This window comes from Kushneria phyllosphaerae (genome assembly GCF_900312995.1).
Taxonomy (GTDB): Bacteria; Pseudomonadota; Gammaproteobacteria; order Pseudomonadales; family Halomonadaceae; genus Kushneria; species Kushneria phyllosphaerae.
In genome coordinates this window covers 1,129,416-1,149,526 of record NZ_ONZI01000001.1, presented here as the reverse complement: position 1 = coordinate 1,149,526, position 20,111 = coordinate 1,129,416, and the positions used below count along the sequence as shown (strand labels likewise).

Annotated in this window: 13 protein-coding genes; 4 read left to right on the top strand and 9 right to left on the bottom strand. The window is 63.0% G+C overall.

The window, feature by feature from the left end:
• Positions 1–42 precede the first annotated feature (42 nt).
• The 6 genes from KSP9073_RS05095 to KSP9073_RS05070 all read right to left on the bottom strand — a co-directional run bounded on the left by KSP9073_RS05095 (position 43) and on the right by KSP9073_RS05070 (position 10,817).
• Positions 43–1,455: an MFS transporter gene (locus tag KSP9073_RS05095; RefSeq protein ID WP_108841810.1), complete on the bottom strand. Its 1,413-nt coding sequence runs from the start codon at positions 1,453–1,455 to the stop codon at positions 43–45.
• The gene (locus KSP9073_RS05090) at positions 1,452–2,726 is read right to left on the bottom strand and encodes a type III PLP-dependent enzyme (RefSeq protein WP_243409115.1); all 1,275 of its coding nucleotides are present in this window, start codon (positions 2,724–2,726) and stop codon (positions 1,452–1,454) included. The genes KSP9073_RS05095 and KSP9073_RS05090 overlap by 4 nt, the downstream gene beginning before the upstream one ends.
• Positions 2,719–4,455: an IucA/IucC family protein gene (locus KSP9073_RS05085; RefSeq protein ID WP_108841809.1), complete on the bottom strand. Its 1,737-nt coding sequence runs from the start codon at positions 4,453–4,455 to the stop codon at positions 2,719–2,721. The genes KSP9073_RS05090 and KSP9073_RS05085 overlap by 8 nt, the downstream gene beginning before the upstream one ends.
• Before the next feature lie 139 nt (positions 4,456–4,594).
• Positions 4,595–6,763 carry a TonB-dependent receptor gene (locus tag KSP9073_RS05080; protein ID WP_108841808.1) on the bottom strand — a complete coding sequence of 723 codons (2,169 nt, stop codon included), beginning with the start codon at positions 6,761–6,763 and terminating at the stop codon, positions 4,595–4,597.
• Positions 6,764–7,105: 342 nt separating this feature from the next.
• Complete coding sequence (pepD, locus tag KSP9073_RS05075) at positions 7,106–8,560, bottom strand: beta-Ala-His dipeptidase (RefSeq protein WP_108841807.1); 1,455 nt, start codon at positions 8,558–8,560, stop codon at positions 7,106–7,108.
• A gap of 91 nt (positions 8,561–8,651) precedes the next feature.
• On the bottom strand, positions 8,652–10,817 hold the full coding sequence (locus tag KSP9073_RS05070) for a tRNA(Met) cytidine acetyltransferase TmcA (protein ID WP_108841806.1): 2,166 nt from the start codon (positions 10,815–10,817) through the stop codon (positions 8,652–8,654).
• A 152-nt stretch (positions 10,818–10,969) separates the two neighbouring features.
• Between KSP9073_RS05070 and KSP9073_RS05065 the strand changes: the two genes are divergently transcribed.
• The 3 genes from KSP9073_RS05065 to sstT all read left to right on the top strand — a co-directional run bounded on the left by KSP9073_RS05065 (position 10,970) and on the right by sstT (position 13,596).
• Positions 10,970–11,581 carry a VTT domain-containing protein gene (locus KSP9073_RS05065; RefSeq protein WP_108841805.1) on the top strand — a complete coding sequence of 204 codons (612 nt, stop codon included), beginning with the start codon at positions 10,970–10,972 and terminating at the stop codon, positions 11,579–11,581.
• Positions 11,582–11,679: 98 nt separating this feature from the next.
• Positions 11,680–12,117: a hypothetical protein gene (locus KSP9073_RS05060; RefSeq protein WP_108841804.1), complete on the top strand. Its 438-nt coding sequence runs from the start codon at positions 11,680–11,682 to the stop codon at positions 12,115–12,117.
• Between the two features lie 228 nt (positions 12,118–12,345).
• The gene (sstT, locus tag KSP9073_RS05055) at positions 12,346–13,596 is read left to right on the top strand and encodes a serine/threonine transporter SstT (protein ID WP_108841803.1); all 1,251 of its coding nucleotides are present in this window, start codon (positions 12,346–12,348) and stop codon (positions 13,594–13,596) included.
• A 230-nt stretch (positions 13,597–13,826) separates the two neighbouring features.
• Here the strand turns inward: sstT and KSP9073_RS05050 are convergent, their stop codons facing one another.
• Both KSP9073_RS05050 and katG read right to left on the bottom strand, forming a co-directional pair.
• Entirely contained in the window at positions 13,827–14,531 is a 705-nt protein-coding gene (locus KSP9073_RS05050) for an SIMPL domain-containing protein (protein WP_243409114.1), read from the bottom strand.
• Between the two features lie 186 nt (positions 14,532–14,717).
• On the bottom strand, positions 14,718–17,006 hold the full coding sequence (gene katG, locus KSP9073_RS05045; RefSeq protein ID WP_108841801.1) for a catalase/peroxidase HPI: 2,289 nt from the start codon (positions 17,004–17,006) through the stop codon (positions 14,718–14,720).
• 417 nt (positions 17,007–17,423) lie between these two features.
• Here katG and KSP9073_RS05040 point away from each other — a divergent pair, with 417 nt between their 5' ends.
• Positions 17,424–19,148: an HD domain-containing phosphohydrolase gene (locus KSP9073_RS05040; protein WP_108841800.1), complete on the top strand. Its 1,725-nt coding sequence runs from the start codon at positions 17,424–17,426 to the stop codon at positions 19,146–19,148.
• Between the two features lie 5 nt (positions 19,149–19,153).
• Here KSP9073_RS05040 and KSP9073_RS05035 read toward each other — a convergent pair whose 3' ends face one another.
• A complete protein-coding gene (locus tag KSP9073_RS05035; protein ID WP_108841799.1) occupies positions 19,154–20,056 on the bottom strand; it encodes a LysR family transcriptional regulator in 903 nt (300 codons plus the stop codon).
• Positions 20,057–20,111: the final 55 nt, after the last annotated feature.

Sequence of the window (20,111 nt, the reverse complement as noted above, 5' to 3'; positions counted from 1 at the left end):
ATGTCCTGTCAGCAGGGGCAAAGAAGGAAAATCACACATCGCTCAGGCCCTTGAGGGTGCGCTGTCGCGCAGCGGTCGAGGGCTCAGGCAGGCCGCACTGGGCAGCGCCAGCACCAGCACCAGACCGGTGGCGGTAAAAAGCCCGGTCAGGGTGGTCTCGAGGGCGACGCCATGGGCCGGTAACGCATCCACTGCCAGCGACACGGCGACCACGGCAAGTGACGCCATGACCCGGCGCGCTACGTTGTTGACCGCCGCGCCCTGGGTGGTCAGCGTCTCCGGCAGCGTATTGAGCGCTACGGTGGTGGACGGCATGTAGGAAAACCCGATCCCGACCCCGCGCAGCGCCATCAGCGCACACAAAAGCGCCATCGACGTGTCGGCCGCAAGCTGCCCCAGCGCCAGCGAGGCCATGATCGTGATCAAAAGACCGGCCGCGATGATGTGGCGTGGGCCGTGCCGGTCTATCCAGCGTCCGGCCAGCCGGCCGCCAAGGCTTGCGCACGCAGCCGTGGCCATCAGCGCCCAGCCGGTCCAGAGCGCGCTTTTGCCCATCACTACCTGAACCCACAGCGGCACCAGCACCAGGGTTGAAAACATGCTGACCGACTGCATGACGGTGATGATCACGCCGTGGCGAAAGTCACGCCGGGCGAACATGCCCAGATTCAGAATCGGCGCGGTCTGGCCCCGCTCAAGACGCCGCTCCAGGCGCACAAAGGCGGCAAGCGTTACCGCGGCCGCAAAAAGCATCACAACGCCCTGAAAGGTCGCCCCCTGCGCCAGGCGCTGGCCGGCGGCCATGACCAGCGCCAGCGACAGCGCAATCAGGGCAAACCCGGTGCCATCAAACGCCGGCCGCTCGCTCAAGCGTGGAGACGGCGCCAGACAGCGCCGAGCCATGAGCCACGCCAAAGCTGCCACGGGCACCGGCAGGGCAAACAGCGCCCGCCAGTGAAGATGCTCGAACAGCACCGCCCCGCACAGTGGCCCAACGGCAGGAATGAGCATGACGATGCTGGCCCAGGCGCCGGTGACCCGGCCACGCTGCTCGACGGGAAAGACCGCAAACAAAAGCGGCAGCGACAGCGGAATCACCAGCCCACTGGCAAACCCCTGAACAACGCGAGCGATCAGCACCTGGGGAAAGTCCAGAGCCAACGTGCCCAGCAGCGAGCCGAGGGCAAACAGTGCCATGCCGCTCAGATAGACCCGGCGACGGCCGTGGCGCGCGCCCAGGTAGCCGGTCAGCGGCATGGCCAGCACCATGGCCACCATGAAGGAAGAGAGCACCTGACCGGCCCGACCGGCGCTCAGGTCAAAGGCGTGCATGAACGCCGGCAGAGCCGGATTGAGCATGCTGTTGGCAAGGCTGACCGTGCCGGTGCCCAGCAGCACGACCGTGAGAACCTGACGGGGCGACGCCGCGCCTGACGCCACATCTACCCTCCTCATGGGCCCGCCTCGCTCACCGCCGCGAGTGACCGTTCATTCACCGGCCCGGTCGATTCAACCGGCAGAAAATGCAGCCGGGGCCGCGGATGACAGAGAAAATCGGCATGCGAGATGTTGTAGCCGTAGGCCCCGGCCAGCGGCAGCACCAGCAGGTCGCCCACGCTGACCCCACCGAGCTCCCGCCCACGGCTGAGCACATCCTTGGGCGTACAAAGCTGGCCCACCACGCTCCAGCGGCGCCCGGCCTCATCGGTTGGCGGCACCTGACGCGGCAGGTGAAGTACCGGATGATCATGGCCCTGGGCAGGCGGCAGACGGAACTGATGGGTGCCGCCGCGACAGATCAGAAAATGCTCGCCGTGGCTGGTCTTGCGATCGAGTACTTCCATGACGTAGTAGCCGCAAAAGGCGCTCAAAAACCGCCCTACCTCGAAGCGCACCACGGGGGGCGCGGTCATCGCATTGCGAAGCGTTGCCACCTCGGTACACAGTGCCGGCCAGTCAAAATGCCGACCGTGAACATAATCCACCCCCAGCCCGCCCCCGACGTTGAGATGGGTCAGCCGTTCGGGGTAACGAGCCAGCGCACGCCAGACGGGCCAGCGCTCGAGATAGTGGGCGATGAGCGCCGCGTGCCGGGTGCTGTCCGCCTGATGCGACATGGCGTGGATGTGAAAGCCTTTCAGCACCAGATGATCACAGGCCTCGATACGCATGATGGCCTCTGGAAGCTCGGACTCATCAATGCCAAAGGGGGTGGCGCGCCCGGCCATGTTGAGCCGGGTGGCATAGGCCTCGGGCAGGGCCGGATTGATGCGCACAAACACCGGCTGCACCTGATCAAGCCGACGCGCCAGCACTGCCAGCCGGTCAATTTCGTTGAGACTTTCCAGATGGATGGCCGACACGCCGCGCTTTATCGCCTCTTCAAGCTCACTGTCGAGCTTGCCGGGGCCGGACAGCAGCCAGGGCCGTGGGGTGGCACAGCTGGCCGCGCGCGAAAGCTCTCCCCCGGAGGAGAGTTCGAACCCGTCCACCCGCGATGCCAGCGTCTCCAGCACCGGCGTTTCGCTGTTGGCCTTGATGGCGTAGTAAAGCTCAACACCTTCCGGCAGGGCCGCGTACATCTCATCGGCGTGGTGGGCCAGCGCGTCCAGATCATAAAAAAACGCTGCCATCGGGGCCTCACTGGACTTCCGGGCCTGCAGGATCGCCTGTCGCAGGCGAGGCGGCAGCTCACAACCGGTCGTGGATAAGCTGGCTTCAGACACAGGCCACCTCCTGGCGCCAAAAGCCGGGCAGCGATACGTAGCCGGCCTCGCGGTCGGCGGCGGCCCGCAGACGCACCAGCAGATTGGTCTTGCACGGCAGGTCTCCACCCGCCAGCAGCGCCGCCAGTTCCGGCGCATCGACCCCGAGCCGGTCGTACACGTTTTGAAGCGACCGATGCAGCTGTGCCCACAGCGCCTCGCCAAGCGCCGGGTCATCCCAGCTCAGCGCCAGCACGGCCTCGCCCAGATGGTTGATCAGCAGGCAGTACACGATGCGCTGCCAGCCCTGCGCGCGGGAATAGGTCAGCGACCGGCGCACGGCATCAGACAGGTCGTCTTCCAGCCAGCGACTGCCCTCGATCAGTTTGACGCCTTCAAAATCGCGCAGCAGCACCTCGGCTGGCCAGCCGTCGTCATGGATCAGCACGCAGTTTTGCAGGTGCGGCTCAAGCACCACACCGTGGCGGAAATAAAGCGCCAGCACCGGCATCAGCAGGGCCTCCAGATAGGCCGTAAACCAGGCCTTTCGATCAGCCTCCCCGATCAGATCAGAGATCATCGGCTGCAATACGGTAGAGCGACCAAAGAGACTGGCCGCCAGCACACAGCGCGACGGTGACGCGGTCTGACAGAAGTTCTCGCGCAGCACGATGCCGGTCTGCTCGGTCAACCAGCGCTGCTGTTCAATGTCGGTATCAGGCGGCGCCCAGCTCACTGATGCAGGCTCACGCGCCAGCCGGAGCCTGGCCAGCTGCGGCTCATTGAGCGCCAGAATGCGCCCCATGACGGCATCGATCACCCCGGTGCTGTCCAGCTCATACCAGGCGTTCTTGCGCACGCAGTTGGTCACCCGCACGTTCAGCGAGCCCTTGATGAAAAAGGGGTGATTCTCGACATACCAGGTGCGCAGCGACGCCGTCGGCCAGGCCTCGAAGCCGCTCTCGCCCAGATCACGAATGACACCCTGCGCCAGCAGCGCCTGTACCGCCGGGTGCTCGGCAAAAAGACGGGCCTGAATCGGATGCATGCTGAGCACGGCCTCGCCGTCACCGGCCAGGCGCTGGTCACCCACGCTGTCGAGCACCTGCTGCTCGGCCAGGGTGGCACTTTGCACGCAAAGCCCCTGACGGGGCACGGCCCACTGATGCAGGCGCGTGCGACAGCGGCGTTCGGGCACGTAGTCATCGGCCCGACACCCGTCCGGCCATTGACGGGCCTTTGGAGCGGGATGCGCCGAGTGGCCAAACCACAGCGACTGTTCGCTTTCGATGTAGCCCTGCAGGGGGGCGGCGCCCTCGCCGTGACGCGCGCTGACCAGCTCGGTCATCACGCCCAGGCTCTGTTCCATCTGGGCCAGCAGGGCCTCCAGTGAGGTCCCCTGCTCACGCGCCAGCGGCATCACCATCGCTCTGGCAAGTGCCAGATAGCCCGGCACCTGCCAGGGCTGATCCGGTGACACACGCAGCCACGGCCGCAATAGATAGCGGTGAACCCCCTGGGCACTGATGCGATCCACCAGCACCAGACAGGAGAGCCCCTCCGGCCAGCGCAGCCATAGCGGAATGGCCGATGTCGGGGCATCAAGTGCCGGTACCTCACTGCCGGCGGGCCATTCATGTGTCAGCCATCCCCTGGGGATGGCGATCTCTCTGATGAGGCAGTTCAGCAAAGCCTGCAGCGAGGCCTGCTCGCTGATAATGCCTGCCGGGTCATACGGCCGTACGTTCATACACTCTCCGCTGTCAAAAGCTTCCAGTTGTATTCCCTGTGCGGCTAGTCACCATGTTGTTGTAGTGATTGATCTTGTAGAGGTTGCTGAAAAAACTGTCATGACAACGGCCCGGCCGGTCGAGCACCGGGCTGCCCGCCTAGAACTTCAGGCTGTAGCCCACGGTCAACGTACGTCCGCGGCCGGCAAAATAGCGCTCGTTCATGTAATTGGCATCCGGGCTGTTCAGGGCGCTCTGGGAGTAGTAGGTGATGTAACGCTCATCAAAGAGGTTGGCGATGCCGACGTTGACCTGACCGACCGGCAGCACATGGCCAATGCCGACATCCACCAGGGTGTAGCCATCAAAATCGCGATCCCAGCCGTTGGCACTTTCATCAAAATTGCGATCAAAGGCGTGATTGACCTGCACCATGCTCGACCACTCCGGCGACCACTGCGCCGACCAGCGCGCGATCAGGCGATCCGGCGAGACGTTGAGGCCATCGAGCTTGCCATCCAGCGAGCCGTCATCGTTGCTGTCATAGCGCCCGCGCATGTGCGAGTAGCTCAGCGAACCGTGATGCTTCGGCGTGAACTGATAGCCAATGGTGGCATCGATACCGTCGATCTCGGTTTTTTCACGCTGCATCACGAACTGGCCGCCCGGGCCGGACGTGACACGGCTGCCGAAATCCGATGAGGACACGTAGTAGCTCAGCTCGGCATCGAGACGACCATCGTCATAGCGCACGCCGGTTTCAATGTTGTCGGTGACAATCGGGCGCAGATTCTCAAAATCATCTGCCGACTGACCGGGCTGTGAGATACCGCGCAACGCACGTCCCACATCCGGAATCTCGAAGCCCTGCGAATAATTGGCAAACAGGCTCCAGTGATCGACCGGGCGCCAGACCACACCGGCGTTATAGAGCGCCTCGTTAAAGCTTGGCGAACCGCTGGCCACGTCCACACCGCCGCTGGACGCCAGCGTCTGATAGTTATCGACGTCCAGTTTGGCGTACTCATAGCGCGCCCCGGCGGTCAGCGTCACCGCATCAATGGGCGTGACTTCCATCTGCACGAAGGGAGACAGGTCGGTGTAGTTGACCTCAGGCACCCAGGTGCGATCGGTGCGATGCAGGGACTGCTCGGAGCTGTCAAACAGCGTATCGAAACCGGCGGTCAGCTTGATGCGCCCGTCCCACAGGTCATCTTTGGTCAGTGACGCCTTGGTGCCATATTTGGTGGTGGTGGCGTAGGACTGATCATACAGCGTGCCGACCGGGGCAATGTCCGGATCCTGGAAAGTGGACGAGTCATCCGCCCCAAACAAGGCCCTGTAGTCCTGATAAAACGCCAGCAGGTTAAGGTGCATGCCGGCCAGGTCATAGTCGTCGTAGGTCAGACCGGTGGTCGAGACCTTGTTGTAGGGCGCCTCTCCTTCCGGATGGCCCCGCTCGGAGGTCGTGGCGATATCGCGCGTGCGATCGCCCGGCACATCGACATACTCGTCCTGGCCACGCACCGTGTAATGATTGAAGCTCAGCTGCAGCCGCTGATCATCGTTGAACCACCAGGCACCCTTGGCCAGCAGGTCATAGCTGCGCGAGTCCATCAGATCGCCCTGGGTGTTATCCACCCCGACGGCCTTGTTGTCACCATCCAGATAGAGCCCCTGCTGCTCGTATCCAAGCGAGAAGACATAATCGAGCTTGCCCTTGTTGCCGCTGACCCCGTAGGTGGTCTTGTAGCCGGTGGTGTCCGACTTGAGCTGCGAGGTCGGCGTCGAGACCTCGGCATCAATCTGCTGGGTGAACGACCCCGATTCCGGTCGGCGGGTAATGATGTTGATCACGCCGCCACTGGCGCCCAGCCCGTTGGTGGCGTTGGCCCCCTGGAGCACCTCGATGTGATCGACCATCGCAAAATCGATGGTATGCAGTTCACGCCCGGTCGGACGCAGCGGATTGGATTGAGGAATCCCGTCAATCATCACCAGCGGCGTGCGCCCGCGCAGGGTCTCACCGCTGCCGGACATTTTCTGACGCGGCGGTGAATAGGAGGGCAGCAGATTGCTGAGAATTTCCGAAGAATCCGAGGTCAGCTTGCGCTGCTGCTGGATCTGTTCGTGGGTCAACACGCGCACGACCTGCGGGGAATCTTCCCGGTCGGCCCCGACACGGCTGGCCGTAATGACCATGGATTCGGGATCATCCTGATCGGCACCATGGGCGGTCACGGGCAGCAGAAAACACAGTGATAGCACCCCCCATGCCGTTCTGGATCGTCGGGGGACTTCGGTGAGGCGCGCGGCTCCAAGAATCATGATGGTTCCCTGCTGATCATCGGTTATGGGGGTTAACAGTTTGTTTGTGATCAGTTTTAAGTTCGGGAATGATAATCAATATCATATGTTAAAAACAATCACTCAATTTTGACATTGCGTGTGCTTTGCAGGGTTTGCGTGACGAAATGACATCAAAGCGTCACCACGCCCTGAAAGGCAGACAGGGCGGCGGTGTTTCAGAGACAACGGAGAGAGACGTCAGACGTGACATACCCGGACACAAAAATATCCGGATGTAAAAACGCCCGGACACATGAGGTCCGGGCGCCAGCACGCCCGAGAGGGGCGGGGTCTATATGAGGACGTTCAGGCCATGAGGCATCAGGCGCGCGCCAGATCCTCGACCATGGCTCGCAGCACGCCGTAGAAGTTTTCTACTGCGCCGAGTTCCACGCGCTCATCCGGCGTATGGGCACCGCGAATGGTGGGTCCGAAGGAGATCATCTGCATGCCCGGATTTTTCGAGCCAATCAGACCGCACTCGAGCCCGGCATGAATGACCCGCACCTCGGGGGCGTCACCGGTGACGCGCTCGTGGACACGCTCAAAGCGCCCCAACAGCTCGGACTCCGGCTCGGGCGTCCAGCCCGGATAGCCTTCATTGATCGCCGGTTCGAAACCGGTCAGGCGCATCAGGGTCGCAATGCGGGCCACCAGCTCATCGCGGGTCGAATCACGCAGCGAACGCACCATCAGCTGGATCGAGAAGGTGCTGTCCCTGAGCCGCACGATGCCCTGATTGTTGGAAGTTTCGACCACGCCCGGCGCCGAACGGCTCATGCCGGCCACGCCGTAGGGCAGACCGTGCATCAGCCCCATCAGGCGATAGGTGTCTTCACTGGACAGCGCGCGCTCGGCCGAGGCGGATTCCGTGCTGATGGCGACGCCATCATCGAGCCCTGCCAACTCCTCGCGATAGATGGCCTGATAGCGCTCGATGTCGGCCATGACCTGATCGTGCTGCCGGGCCGGAAACGCTACCGTGGCGCGCGCTTCGCGCGTGATGGCATTGCCCATGGTGCCGCCGTCGTAATCAACCAGCCGCAGACCGTGCTCGCAGAGCCGGTGCAGCAGACGCGACAGCAGCCGGTTGGCGTTGCCCAGACCCAGATGAATATCAAGCCCGGAATGGCCGCCCTTCAGGCCGTGCACGCCAATAACAAGCGTCTCCATGGACGCCTCAATGGGTGCCTCCGGCAGGGTCGCCTTCGTGCGCACCGAGGCGCCGCCGGCGCAGCCGATGTAGACCTGGCCCTCGTCTTCAGAGTCCAGATTCAGCAGATACTTGCCCTTGAGCCAGCCCGGCTTCAGGTTGATGGCACCCACCAGCGAGGCCTCTTCCTCGACGGTCATCAGCGCCTCGAGCGGGCCGTGGGTGAGTCCCTCTTCTTCGAGAATGGCGAGTGCTGCGCAGGCGCCCACGCCGTTATCCGCCCCCAGTGTGGTGCCACGGGCATAAAGCCAGCCATCGCGGATTTCGGTGGCGATCGAATCACGATCAAAGTCATGGGTCACGCCGGGGGCCGCCTGAGACACCATGTCCAGATGGCCCTGCAGCACAACGCCCGGGCGGTTTTCATGACCGGGCGTGGCAGCCTTGCGAATCAACAGATTGCCGGCGTCGTCACGCTCGTGTTCAAACCCCTTCTCGCTTGCCCAGGCTTCCAGCCGTTTGGCCAGCGCTTCTTCCCTGCCCGACGGGCGCGGCACTTCACAGAAGGTACGAAAGTGGCGCCACAGATAAGTGGGTTCCAGTGTATCCAGATGTTCGTTCACGCAGACTCTCCCAATGGGGTATGACTCGATGGCTGTCCTCAAGAATACGCCATTCGCCGTATCCCTTCAGCCCTGCCCGCGTCGGGTGCGCTCAGGGCCGCGCCTCAAGCAGCACGCGCGCCTGCCAACGCACCCAGTCCATCGCCTGCGCACTGCCGGTCAACCCTTCGCGATGGGCCAGCCAGGCCATCGAGCGCCCCTGCCACAGCATGCCACACAGGGTGATCAGCTCAGGGGGGAAGTCTGACTCGGGGCGTTCCCGAAGGGCCTGATGTACCCGCCAGGCCAGCGCGCGCCGGCTCGGCACCCAGGGCGCCTGCCCCAGCGCCAGCCGTTCCAGCTGTGCCTGGGCACTCTGCGGCGAGCCGGGGGCAATCACCGCCTGATCCAGCAGCGTTTGCGCCACTACCGCAGGCGACAGGTGTGACAGCTCAAAGGCCAGCAGCCCCGGCAGCTGCTCACGCAGGGCCTCGCTCAAAAGATCCTGTAGCGCCGTACCGCGCTCATCAAGGGGTCGGCTCATCATCACCGGGTACTCGCCGGTCGAGGTCTCCGGATGCAGCCCAAGGCGCACGCAGGCCAGTCCGCAGCGCTGCCAGAAGGCCATGAGTCCGGGCTCGGCGCCGAAACTCGCGCCCAGAAGCGACACATCATCATTGCGCGCCCCGTCGATTACCCTCTCGACCAGCTGTCGGCCCAGCCCTTGATGCTGGCATCCGGGAAGCACCGCCAGACGCATGATACGTCGCAGCCGGTGGATGGCGGTTTCAACCACGCCGCCATGCAGCGCCAGCGACTGCGCCATCAGGTGGCCACGCGGACGACGCTCGCCGCGGGCAATCCGCTCGGAAAGTTGCTCGTCAAACCCGCCTTCATCAACCGTCACCGCCACTGCCAGCAGCCGGCCCTCGCCGGCGATCGGCGCGCTCTCAAGCGTTTCGATACCGATATTCGGGCCATCCAGCAGGGTGCGAAGATCCGCCGGAGAGGTGCGGTAGTGCGCCTGCACCAGCAGCGCGAACAGCGCCTCAAGGCGTGGCTCATCATGGGCCAGCATGTCTCGATCGAGGCGATGGTGATAAGGGCTTCCCTGCGCGTCGTCATCAACCGGCGCATCGACGGCCAGCGCCAGCAGTCGGGTCACGCTCTGCTCCAGTGGATCTTCAGCCGCCCAGCGCACGGGCGCCTCAAGTCTCATTGCCTTCCACTGCGGCGTGTGCCGGTCCAGCCGGGCGCGAAAGCGCAGGGCAAAGCCGCGGCCGCTGCCCTCGTAGCCATGTACGGTGGTGGCAAAGACCACGCGCGGGAAATGCTCGAGCGCCTCGTGAAGCAGTGCTGCCGGCAGCGCCGCGGCCTCATCCACCAGCAGCACGCTACCATCACCGCCCCAGTGATCAAGATGGGCCGCCAGCTGATCAGGGGCGACAAAACACACCTCGCGGCCCTGCCAGACAAACCGCTGATTCTTTAGAACGCCGTCCGGCAACAGCTCGGCAAGACGTTCAAACACCGGCGCCACGCTGGCCAGGCGCGGGGCGGTGATCAGAATGCGCGTATCCCCCTGAACAAGGCGCCGCGCCGCGCCGATGCCCAGGGCGGCACTCTTGCCACGACCGCGATCGGCCGTCAGCACCAGCGGGCGGCGCCGACGCAGCCGCGTGATGGCCGCCACCGCCCGGGCCTGATCCGGGCTCAGGCAGTCGGCATCCTCAACCGCCACCGGCGCTGCCAGCGCAGTCCTCCCGGCCGCCGGCAACATCAGCGGCTTGTCATCGGCCCAACGGGCCACCCCGGCATCCCTGCCCAGCAACCGCGCCAGCCGGGCCAGATAGCGCGAGGTGAGCGACGGCCACTCAACGGGGTGATCGGCCAGGCGCGCGTAGTCGGGGTCCGGCACCGCGCCCCAGTGTTCAGGGGTCAGCAGGATCAACAGCCCGCCGGCGCGCACGGTGCCGGCCAGCGCACCAAAGGCATCCGGGTCGAAGCCGTTGACAGCGTCAAACACCACCGCGCCCTGCTCGGTGCCGAGCCGAGTTCGGGCCTTTTTCATCATCAGATGCTCGACCGGTGTTTGAATCGCACCGGAGACGGGGGACCCCACCCACAGGATCTCCGTCAGGGCCAGCGCCTCAAGCAGGGCCTCGGCGCGCGCGCGCACGACCTCTGTCGGACCGGACAGCCACAAAAGCCCGCGATGGCGGGCGGTCGTCAGGGTCTGGCGCCACTGGCACAGGGCATTCACATCGTCGTCGAACAAGACAACCTCACAGACAGGACATCGACAGCATCACGACCAGGCGTGTCGCGAAGGCCTTTAGTGTGACCTGGACGCACGCCACAGGCGATCATTGCCTTTTGCCACGGGCCGGGCGCAGTATTGGCCGCCATTCATCCTCAGGGGCAGCGGCCTTGCTCGATTTTGTTCTGCATCTGGATCAGCATCTCACGACCCTGGTCGAGCATCACGGCGTGTGGGTTTACGGCCTGGTGTTTGCGGTCATCTTCTGTGAGACCGGGCTGATCATCATGCCGTTTCTGCCCGGCGACTCGCTGCTGTTCATCACCGGCGCCATTGCCGGCAGCGGCCATCTGGACCCCTGGATGGCAGGCGCGGTCATTGCCACCGCAGCGCTGGCCGGCGACAACCTCAACTACTGGATCGGGCGGCTCTACGGCACCAGGCTTTTCAACGAGCAGTCGCGCTGGCTGCGCCGGGAGCATCTGGCCAAAACGGAGGCCTTTTACGCCCATCACGGCGGCAAGATGGTCATGCTGGCGCGATTTGTACCGCTGGTGCGCACCTTTGCCCCGTTCGTGGCCGGCATTGGTCACATGCCCTGGGCCGTCTTTACCGGCTTTAGCCTGCTGGGCGCGCTGCTCTGGACCGGTATTCTGGTCTCGCTGGGCTATTTCCTGGGCAATGTGCCGTTGCTGCGCGACCATCTGGAAGTGATCATTCTGGGCGTGGCGGTGATCACGGCGCTGCCGATTGCCATTCGTCTGCTGCGCCGGCGCGCCTGAAACACGCTATATTCCAGCAAGGCTTCAGAACGCGCCCGTCGCGCCGATAGAGCCATTCAGGCCCGCTCCCTTGCGGGTCAGGTACATGGAGAGACGCCATGCAGCGCCGATCAATGAAGCCCGCCGTACCGGGCTGTTTTCTGGCATGTCTTGTCACCCTCGTGACGCTTGCAGGCACCTCTCTCACGGCGATGGCCGCAGAGTCGGTGATTCTTGATCGCCGCGGGCCCAATCTCGATTATCGCCCTCCGCTTCCCCCCCGCCACCCGCCCTTTGGCATTCGCGACCCGCAGCGTTTCAACCCCGTTCGCGATGTGGACGTGGGCGTCATCCTGCCGCCCGAACAGCTTGAACACTGGCGCAGCAACTACGTGCCCGACAGCTACCGGCTCAACGGCTATGATGGCGTCAGCGAAGGCGATGCCAATGTCTGCCGCCATAATGACGGCTCGCGCAGCTACTCAAGCTCCGGCATGACCTGTGAGGACGGCGACGCCAACCCGCCGGGCGGGCGCACCTGGTCAACGAAAAAATAGCGCTGTCCGGGCGACAGCAAACAGTGGCGTCATACGACGCCCGCCCCATGTCGACCCGTTGAGCGCGCCGAGCGTTTGATGGCCATACCACTAAAGCCGCTGACAGAAGCGATGGCGTATGGCCGGCATGGCGGTGCTAGAATGCGCCGTTTCGCGGACGCTCCGAGATTTCCCTGGCGCCCGCGGTCACGCTTGTGCCTCCCACGTCTCGGCCTACAAGAGAGCTCCATGTCCGCCCGTTCCGATCGTCGTTCATCCCTGCCCCGCCTGGGGCTGATTCCGCAGATCCTGATAGGCATCGTCGCCGGCACGCTGCTGGCCTTCTGGGCGCCAGGCATCGCGAAGTCCCTTGCCATACTCGGTGATCTTTTTATCAACGCCCTGAAGGCGATCGCGCCGATTCTGGTCTTCGTGCTGGTCATGGCGGCGATCGCCGCGCATCAGCGCGGACGGCCGACGCAGGTCCACGGCGTGCTCGGGCTCTATCTGGTCGGCACCCTGGTCGCCGCGCTTGTAGCGGTCGTGGCGAGCTTCGCCTTTCCGACAACGCTGGCGATCGATGCCCCGCCGGCCGACGGCGCGCCGCCTTCCGATATCATCGAGGTATTGCGCAACCTTGCGCTTAGCGCCGTCGACAATCCTATCAATGCGCTGGTCCAGGCCAACTTCATCGGCATTCTCGCCTGGGCAGTGGGTCTGGGGCTGCTGCTGCGCCAGGCAAGCGACACCACCCGCACCGCGCTGGGGGATCTGTCCAATGCAGTCTCGGGACTGGTGCGTTTTATCATCCGCTTCGCCCCGCTGGGCATCTTCGGGCTTGTGGCCAACACGCTCGCCGACACCGGCCTGGGAGAACTTGCCAACTACGCGCACCTGCTGGCCGTGCTGCTGGGCTGCATGGCGTTCGTGGCGCTGGTGACCAATCCGCTGATCGTGTTCGCCCATACACGCAAGAACCCTTATCCGCTGGTCTTTACCTGCCTGCGGGGCAGCGCCATCACTGCCTTTTTCACCCGCAGCAGTGCAGCCAACATTCCGGTCAACATGGCGCTGTGCGAACGTCTCGACCTGCATCGCGATACCTACTCGGTGTCGATCCCGCTGGGCGCGACGATCAACATGTCCGGGGCGGCGATCACGATTACCGTGATGACGCTGGCCGCAACCAACACGCTCGGTCTCGGCGTCGATTTTCTGACGGCATTTCTGCTCTGCGTGGTCTCGGCACTGGCGGCCTGTGGCGTTTCCGGCGTGGCCGGCGGCTCGCTACTGCTGATTCCGATGGCGGCGAGCCTGTTTGGCATTTCCGCTGACGTCGCGATGCAGATTGTCGCCGTTGGCTTTGTTATCAGCGTGCTGCAGGACTCCACGGAGACCGCGCTCAACTCCTCGACCGACGTGCTCTTCACCGCCGCGGCCTGTCGCTCCCCCGGCGCCCAACGGCGTCTGGACACAGAGACTCCAAACGAGACGGCCTGACATCAAGGTTCGTGGTCGCACGTGCATCTCTTTTCGAGCCGCCCATTCGGGCGGCTCTTTCATTGCCTTTTTGAGCTGACTTTGCGGCAGCAAACGGGCAGTGGGCGGCCCACGCAGCGACTACAACGATGTATGCGAGGTTAATGTCATCCCTTCGGGCAGACATATCCGGCAGGCACTGAGTCTCGAAAGATTAGCCGTGGCCGCCCGACATGCCAGAAAGACCCGCGTCATTTTTCCAGAGTGTAATCGATCGTGGTTACCACCCGTATTCGTTTGATGTCCGGGGTGTAGCTGTCGAGATCCTCGATCGAAAAATAACCCTGGCTTGCGTTTTTGATGGTGCCTACACGGCTGTCGGCATCCCGGGCAAACTGCTGCGCTGCACTGCGGGCATCTGCCGTGGCTTCTCCAATCATTTCGGGCTTCAGGGCATCAAGCCCGGTAAAGAGAAACTCGGTGCGATAATCATAATTGGGCGAAAGCACCACGCCCTCACTGACCAGCTCTCCCGTTCGGGGCATTGCCTGCTTGACGCCATCGACCTTCGGAGTGCGTAAAAGCACCGTTGCTTCTCCCTGATAGCGCTCATCGGGACGATCGGCACCATAAAGGTTGGCGAAGCGGTCGGTGACCTGCGGAGAGGTCACGGTGATACTGCTCGCATCGAATCCGCTGCGCGTGAGGAAGTCCCTGATACGCGTTGACTGTGCCGTCAGCTCATGCTGTAGCGCATCCAGATCGTTGGCCGTCACGGTATAATGAAGCGGCCAGAGCGCCATATCAGCCGGCACTTCGCGCTCTGAAAGCCCTTTGACGGTCACACTACGTCCAGCATCGCGCCAGGTCTCGGCGGCCTTGCCCACATAGCTGCCGCCCCAGATCATGCCCACGGCCAGAAAACTGCCCAGAACAAGAGCACTGCGTATCTGCATGGTGTTTTCTCCTGACTCGGGCATCGCCCCGGGTAATTTTTTAACCATCTGAACCACTGACGGCGCCTGCGAAAAACGCAGCGCCTTTATTATTGCCGTTTTTAAGCGGTCTGTATGGCAGCATAAAAAACACCCGGCGCCATGGCGCCGGGTGTCGTTTGACCTCATCTCGCCTGAACGGCGCGATTAGACGTCGAAGCGGTCGTGCATCATCACCTTGTGCCAGGCCGCCACGAAGTCGCGAACGAGTTTCTCGTGACCGCCCTTCTGGGCGTAGAACTCACTGAGCTGACGCAGCTGGGAGTTGGCGCCGAAGATCAGATCGCAACGTGTCGCCTTGAACTTCGTCTCGCCTGATTTGCGATCGTTGAGCGTGAACTCCAGCCCTTCGGAATCGACCTTTTTCCACTCAAACTCGGGTGCCGTCAGGTTGATAAAGAAGTCGTTGGTCAACACACCCGGACGATCCGTGAAGACACCGTGCTTTTGATAGGCGCCCTTCGCATTGACGTCGAGCACACGCAGGCCACCCACCAGCGCGGTCCATTCCGGCGCTGACAGACCCAGCAGGGCCGCACGATCCAGAAAGATCTGCTCCGGCGAGACGTTGTACTTGATGTCATCGCGGTGGAAGTTGCGGAAACCGTCAGAGACCGGCTCAAGCCAGCGGAAGGTCTGCTCGTCGGTCTGCTCGGCAGTGGCGTCATTGCGTCCCGGCGTAAAGGGCACCTCGATAGTGACACCGGCATCGCTGGCGGCCTTTTCAACCGCGGCGCAGCCGCCCAGCACGATCAGATCGGCCAGCGAGACCTTCTTGCTGCCGGTCTGGGCGCTGTCAAAATCACGCTTGAGGCCTTCCAGTACGCCAAGCACTTTTGCCAGATCGTCCGGATTGTTGACCGGCCAGCTCTTCATGGGCGCCAGACGGATGCGGGCGCCATCGGCACCGCCGCGCTTGTCGGAGGTACGGAAGGTCGAGGCTGAGCCCCAGGCCGCAGCGGTCAGCTGAGAGACGCTCAGGCCGCTTGCGAGAATGCGACGCTTCAGTTCGGCGATGTCGCCGGCATCAACCAGTTCAAAGTCGACGGCGGGGATCGGGTCCTGCCAGAGCAGTTCTTCCTGCGGGACTTCCGGGCCGAGATAGCGCGCTTTCGGACCCATGTCGCGATGGGTCAGCTTGTACCAGGCACGCGAGAAGGCGTCGGTGAAGTAGTCAAAGTCGTTGAGGAATTTCTCGCAGATTTCGCGATAGGACGGATCAACCTTCAGCGCGATGTCGGAGGTCATCATCATCAGCGGATGATCGACGCCTTCAAGGTGGGCATCCGGCGTACGCGGCGCGCTTTTGTCGACTGGCGTCCACTGCAGCGCACCGGCGGGGCTTCGGGTCTGCTCCCACTCGAAGTTGAACAGGTTTTCGAGGTAGCTGTTATCCCACTGGATCGGATTCTGCGTCCAGGAGCCCTCGATGCCGTTGGTCATGGTGTCTTCGGCATTGCCCTTGCCGCGCGGGTTATGCCAGCCCAGGCCCTGGGCTTCCATCGGCGCGCCTTCGGGTGCGAAACCGATCTGATCCGGCGGCGTCATGCCGTGGGACTTGCCGAAGGCGTGACCGCCGGCGATCAGCGCCACGGTCTCTTCGTCATTCATGGCCATGCGGCCGAAGGTAATGCGAATATCGGCTGCAGAATCTTCCGGTATCCCCTTTTTGGCCGAGCCTTCCGGGTCAACGTAGATCAGATTGGAATTCGATGCTGCCAGCGGCGCTTCGAGGTCATAGTTATCGTCGCCGGCTTCCCCGGTCCAGCGCAGGTCGCGATTGACCATCTGATCCGGATGACCTTCGAACGGACCGTGCGGGGCGTCCTCGATTTTCTTGCCATACCAGGATTCCGGACCCCAGTAGGTCAGGTTATCCGGCTCCCAGGCATCGATACGACCACCGGCGAAGCCAAAGGTCGGAAAGTTCATGATCTCGAGCGAGCAGTTGCCGGTGAGCACGATCAGGTCTGCCCAGGAAATGGCGTTGCCGTATTTCTGCTTGATCGGCCACAGCAGACGCCTCGACTTGTCGACGTTGCCGTTGTCCCACCAGCTGTTGATCGGGGCGAAGCGCTGCATGGCTTCCCCGGCGCCCCCGCGACCATCGGCGATGCGATAGGTACCGGCTGAGTGCCACGCCATGCGAATCATCTGCGGACCGTAGTTGCCGTAATCCGACGGCCACCAGTCCTGTGATGAGGTCAAAAGCGCCTTGATGTCCTTTTTGACCTCGGCCAGATCCAGTTGACTGAAGGCTTCGGCGTAGTCGAAGTCCTCGTCATGGGGATTGGCCTCACGGGGATCCTGATGCAGCAGCTCTACCTTGAGGCGATTGGGCCACCAGTGGTCGGTGGTCGGCTCGGAGCCGGCCGCACCGCCCACCGAGTCGCCAGCGAAAGGGCATTTGCCAGTGATCTTTATCTCTTCGCTCATGCTGTCCGTCCTTTCCTTGTTGATTCGACTTCCGCTGGCCCTTCGCCCCGACAATGCCTGACGGCACAACCATCGAATCAGGGCGATATCAGCAATGTCGCACGCGGCCTGACAGGGCCGTCAGCATACAAACATAGGTTAATTTATGACGAGGCATAAGCGCTTGACGATGATTTCTCCCTAACACCCTGTTTGGCACCGGCTATGCCTGCCGCCGCGATCAAAGCCCCATCAATATGGAAAGTACTGATCTTTCAGGGAAAGGGCTGTGACGCCAATAAAAACGTCGATCCGCCAGGAAGCGCCACATTAAATAATGCTTATTAAAATCCTTAACTTAATGGAGGTTTTGCCGATAGCACTGCCTGAATTGTGACACGCCCTCGCGTGCCCACATCCGCTGAGCAGGCGCCATTGATGGAAACAATCGAGACAGAAGAGCTGCCACAGATCGCCATTCGCGATATCGATCATATTGCCGGGGTCGTCGACACTCTGAGCTATCACACCCATGCGCTGTCCATCAGCGTGGGCGAGTCATCGGTGTTCTGGCCGGTCACGCTGCGCGGGCTGGATCACGAGCGTCGGGTGTTGTCGCTCTCCCTGCTGGATGCCCAGAGCCTTGAAGCCAGAGAAGTACTCGATCAATCGCTGACGCTCAAGGCCGAAGGCGATAGCGAGACACTGCATTTCGAGGCCATGGTGGCACTTGAGGTGGCGCGCAAAAGCGATCGGATCGAGGTTCAGTGTTCACTGCCAAAAGCGCTTCATACCACCTCCAAGCGCAATAGCCGGCGTGTGTTTCTTTTGAAGGGCATGCAGGTCAAGGCCGGTATTACGCTGTATGAAAACCAGCCGCCCATCACCGGCCGACTGCGCAATATTTCCATTGGCGGGGCACTGCTGGAAGTGCCGCTGGCAGACAGCGCGCCGCTCAAGGAAGAGGAATTTATCGCCGGGCTGGCGCTGTCCTTCCCTGATGGCGAACAGTTCACCGCGATGGCGCAGATTCTTCACGTCAATCCGGCCGGACGGTCACACTTCGCTGCCATCGGCGTAAGCTTTGTCCATACAGACCGCGCCCAGGAGCAGCGCCTGACATACCTGGTCAATGAAACCGAGCGGGAAGCGGCCTACCGCACCGGCGAGGGCGGTCGCATGAGCTTTGCATCGCCGCTGTATGCCTCAAACGATCCGGGCTACAAACGCAGTGCAAGGCGCCATCGGAAAACGCCTCAGGAAGGCCCCATGGTGGCTGCCCTGCTGGAAGTGACCCGGCAGCTGCACATCTTTTTGCTGGCGCTGCAGAATCAGCGCCCGCTGCCGGCACACTGCCTGCTCGACAGCGCGGACACCCTGTTGTCCCTGTTGAAAAAACAGCGCCAGAATCTTTTCTACGCCCTGCACTGCCTGCACAGGGAACCGGCCTGGGTGCAGCACTCGCTGAATGTGGCCGTACGACTGGGCGACCTGCTCGAGGCCGAACCCGAGCATGCCTCATATGCCCGCAATGCGGTCGTGGCCGCTCTGGTACATGACATGGGCAAGATGATGCTGGTGGACGATGCGCTGCCCTCGATCGAGGGCCAGCTCGATACCCGTCAGCGCGACCACCTGCGTCGCCACGTGCCCGTACTGCTGGAGGCACTTGCGGGCGCCGAATGGCTGACGCCGGTCATGCAGCATGACGTGATCCAGTCCATCAACGAACGTCTGGATGGCAGCGGCTATCCGCAGGCGCTCAAGGGCGAGGCGCTGTCTCCGATCGCGCGCATGGCGGCCGTTGTGGATACCGTGGATGCCATGACGCGCAAGCGTGGCGACCGGCGAAGCAAAACCGCCATCGAGGCCTATCGCCATCTCTATCACCGTCCCGAGCAGTTCGATAAGCACTGGATAACACGCTATATCCAGCGCCACGGCTTTTATCCGATCGGCAGTCTGGTGAAGTTTTCAGGCGGCTTTCTGGCCTGGGTGATGGAGCTTGATGACAGCGGCCAGCCGCAACGCGTGCGCGTGGTGCGCAACCTGCACCGCGAAGAACGGACCATGAATGACATTTTGAGCCGGGTGGATTTTGCCCAGCTCGGCACCCTGGAGGGATTGATGCCTCCGGAAAGATTTCGCCTGACACCCTACTGACGCGTTCAGTCACGCTTGAGCGGCACCGGCGGCGTCAGGGGCTGAGCCAGAAAACGATCGCGCAGCCAGCTGCCAGCGACCCCAAGCCCCCGGCTGGCATGCCACCCCAGCTCCAGGGCGATCCAGCGCTCAAGCGCCGGGGCGGTCAATGTCACCAGTGACGGACGCGCCGGCGAGGCTGCAATCACGTGATCCGACATCAGCGTCCAGCCTACCCCGTGCTTGACCAGCTCCAGCATCACGAAGTGGCTCTCGACCCACCAGACGTCCGCGCCCACGCGCTCGGCTAGCCGCGATCCGGGCTGACCGCGCGTCGCCACGATCAGTTGACGGTGCTGTCTCAACGCCTCGGGCGTCACGCTGGTCGCCTCGGCCAGCGGGTGATTCTGAGCGCACACCAATCGCAGCGGCACACGCCCCAGCGGGCGGGTCTCGAGCGCCGGGAACAGGGGCTGTGGACGGCAGATGACGCCCAGATCCGCCTGCCCCGACTCCAGCATGCGCCCGACATCCTCCAGCAGCGGGAAATGCATTTCGATCTCGACGCTGGGGTATTGATGGGCGAAATCCTGCATCAGTGCACCAATCAGATGCTCCGGGTAGAACTCGTCGATGGCCAGGCTCAGACGTGGCTCGATGTGGGCTTCAAGACGCCGCGCCACGCCCAGAAAGCGCTCGCGCTGGGCCAGGACGCCTCGGGCCTCGGCCACCATGCGCACGCCACTGGCGGTCAGCACCGGAAGGCGGGCGCGGCGATCAAACAGCGTCAGCCCCAGATCCAGCTCCAGATTGGCCACATGGGTACTGACCAGCGACTGCGCCTTGCCAAGACGCCGCGCGGCCGCGGAAAAGGACCCTGTGTCGGCGGTCGCGACAAGGGCATTGAGCTGTTCAAGGGTCGGGGTCATGACGGGCTCGGCATCCGGGCATCGATCGGGAGTCCATCTGCCAGACAGATGGATT

Excerpts from the sequence above, each read along its gene's own strand:
- KSP9073_RS05095 (WP_108841810.1), bottom strand. The coding sequence starts at position 1,455 with ATGAGGAGGGTAGATGTGGCGTCAGGCGCGGCGTCGCCCCGTCAGGTT.
- KSP9073_RS05085 (WP_108841809.1), bottom strand. The coding sequence starts at position 4,455 with ATGAACGTACGGCCGTATGACCCGGCAGGCATTATCAGCGAGCAGGCC.
- KSP9073_RS05080 (WP_108841808.1), bottom strand. The coding sequence starts at position 6,763 with ATGATTCTTGGAGCCGCGCGCCTCACCGAAGTCCCCCGACGATCCAGA.
- KSP9073_RS05060 (WP_108841804.1), top strand. The coding sequence starts at position 11,680 with ATGCAGCGCCGATCAATGAAGCCCGCCGTACCGGGCTGTTTTCTGGCA.
- sstT (WP_108841803.1), top strand. The coding sequence starts at position 12,346 with ATGTCCGCCCGTTCCGATCGTCGTTCATCCCTGCCCCGCCTGGGGCTG.
- KSP9073_RS05050 (WP_243409114.1), bottom strand. The coding sequence starts at position 14,531 with ATGCAGATACGCAGTGCTCTTGTTCTGGGCAGTTTTCTGGCCGTGGGC.
- katG (WP_108841801.1), bottom strand. The coding sequence starts at position 17,006 with ATGAGCGAAGAGATAAAGATCACTGGCAAATGCCCTTTCGCTGGCGAC.
- KSP9073_RS05040 (WP_108841800.1), top strand. The coding sequence starts at position 17,424 with ATGGAAACAATCGAGACAGAAGAGCTGCCACAGATCGCCATTCGCGAT.
- KSP9073_RS05035 (WP_108841799.1), bottom strand. The coding sequence starts at position 20,056 with ATGACCCCGACCCTTGAACAGCTCAATGCCCTTGTCGCGACCGCCGAC.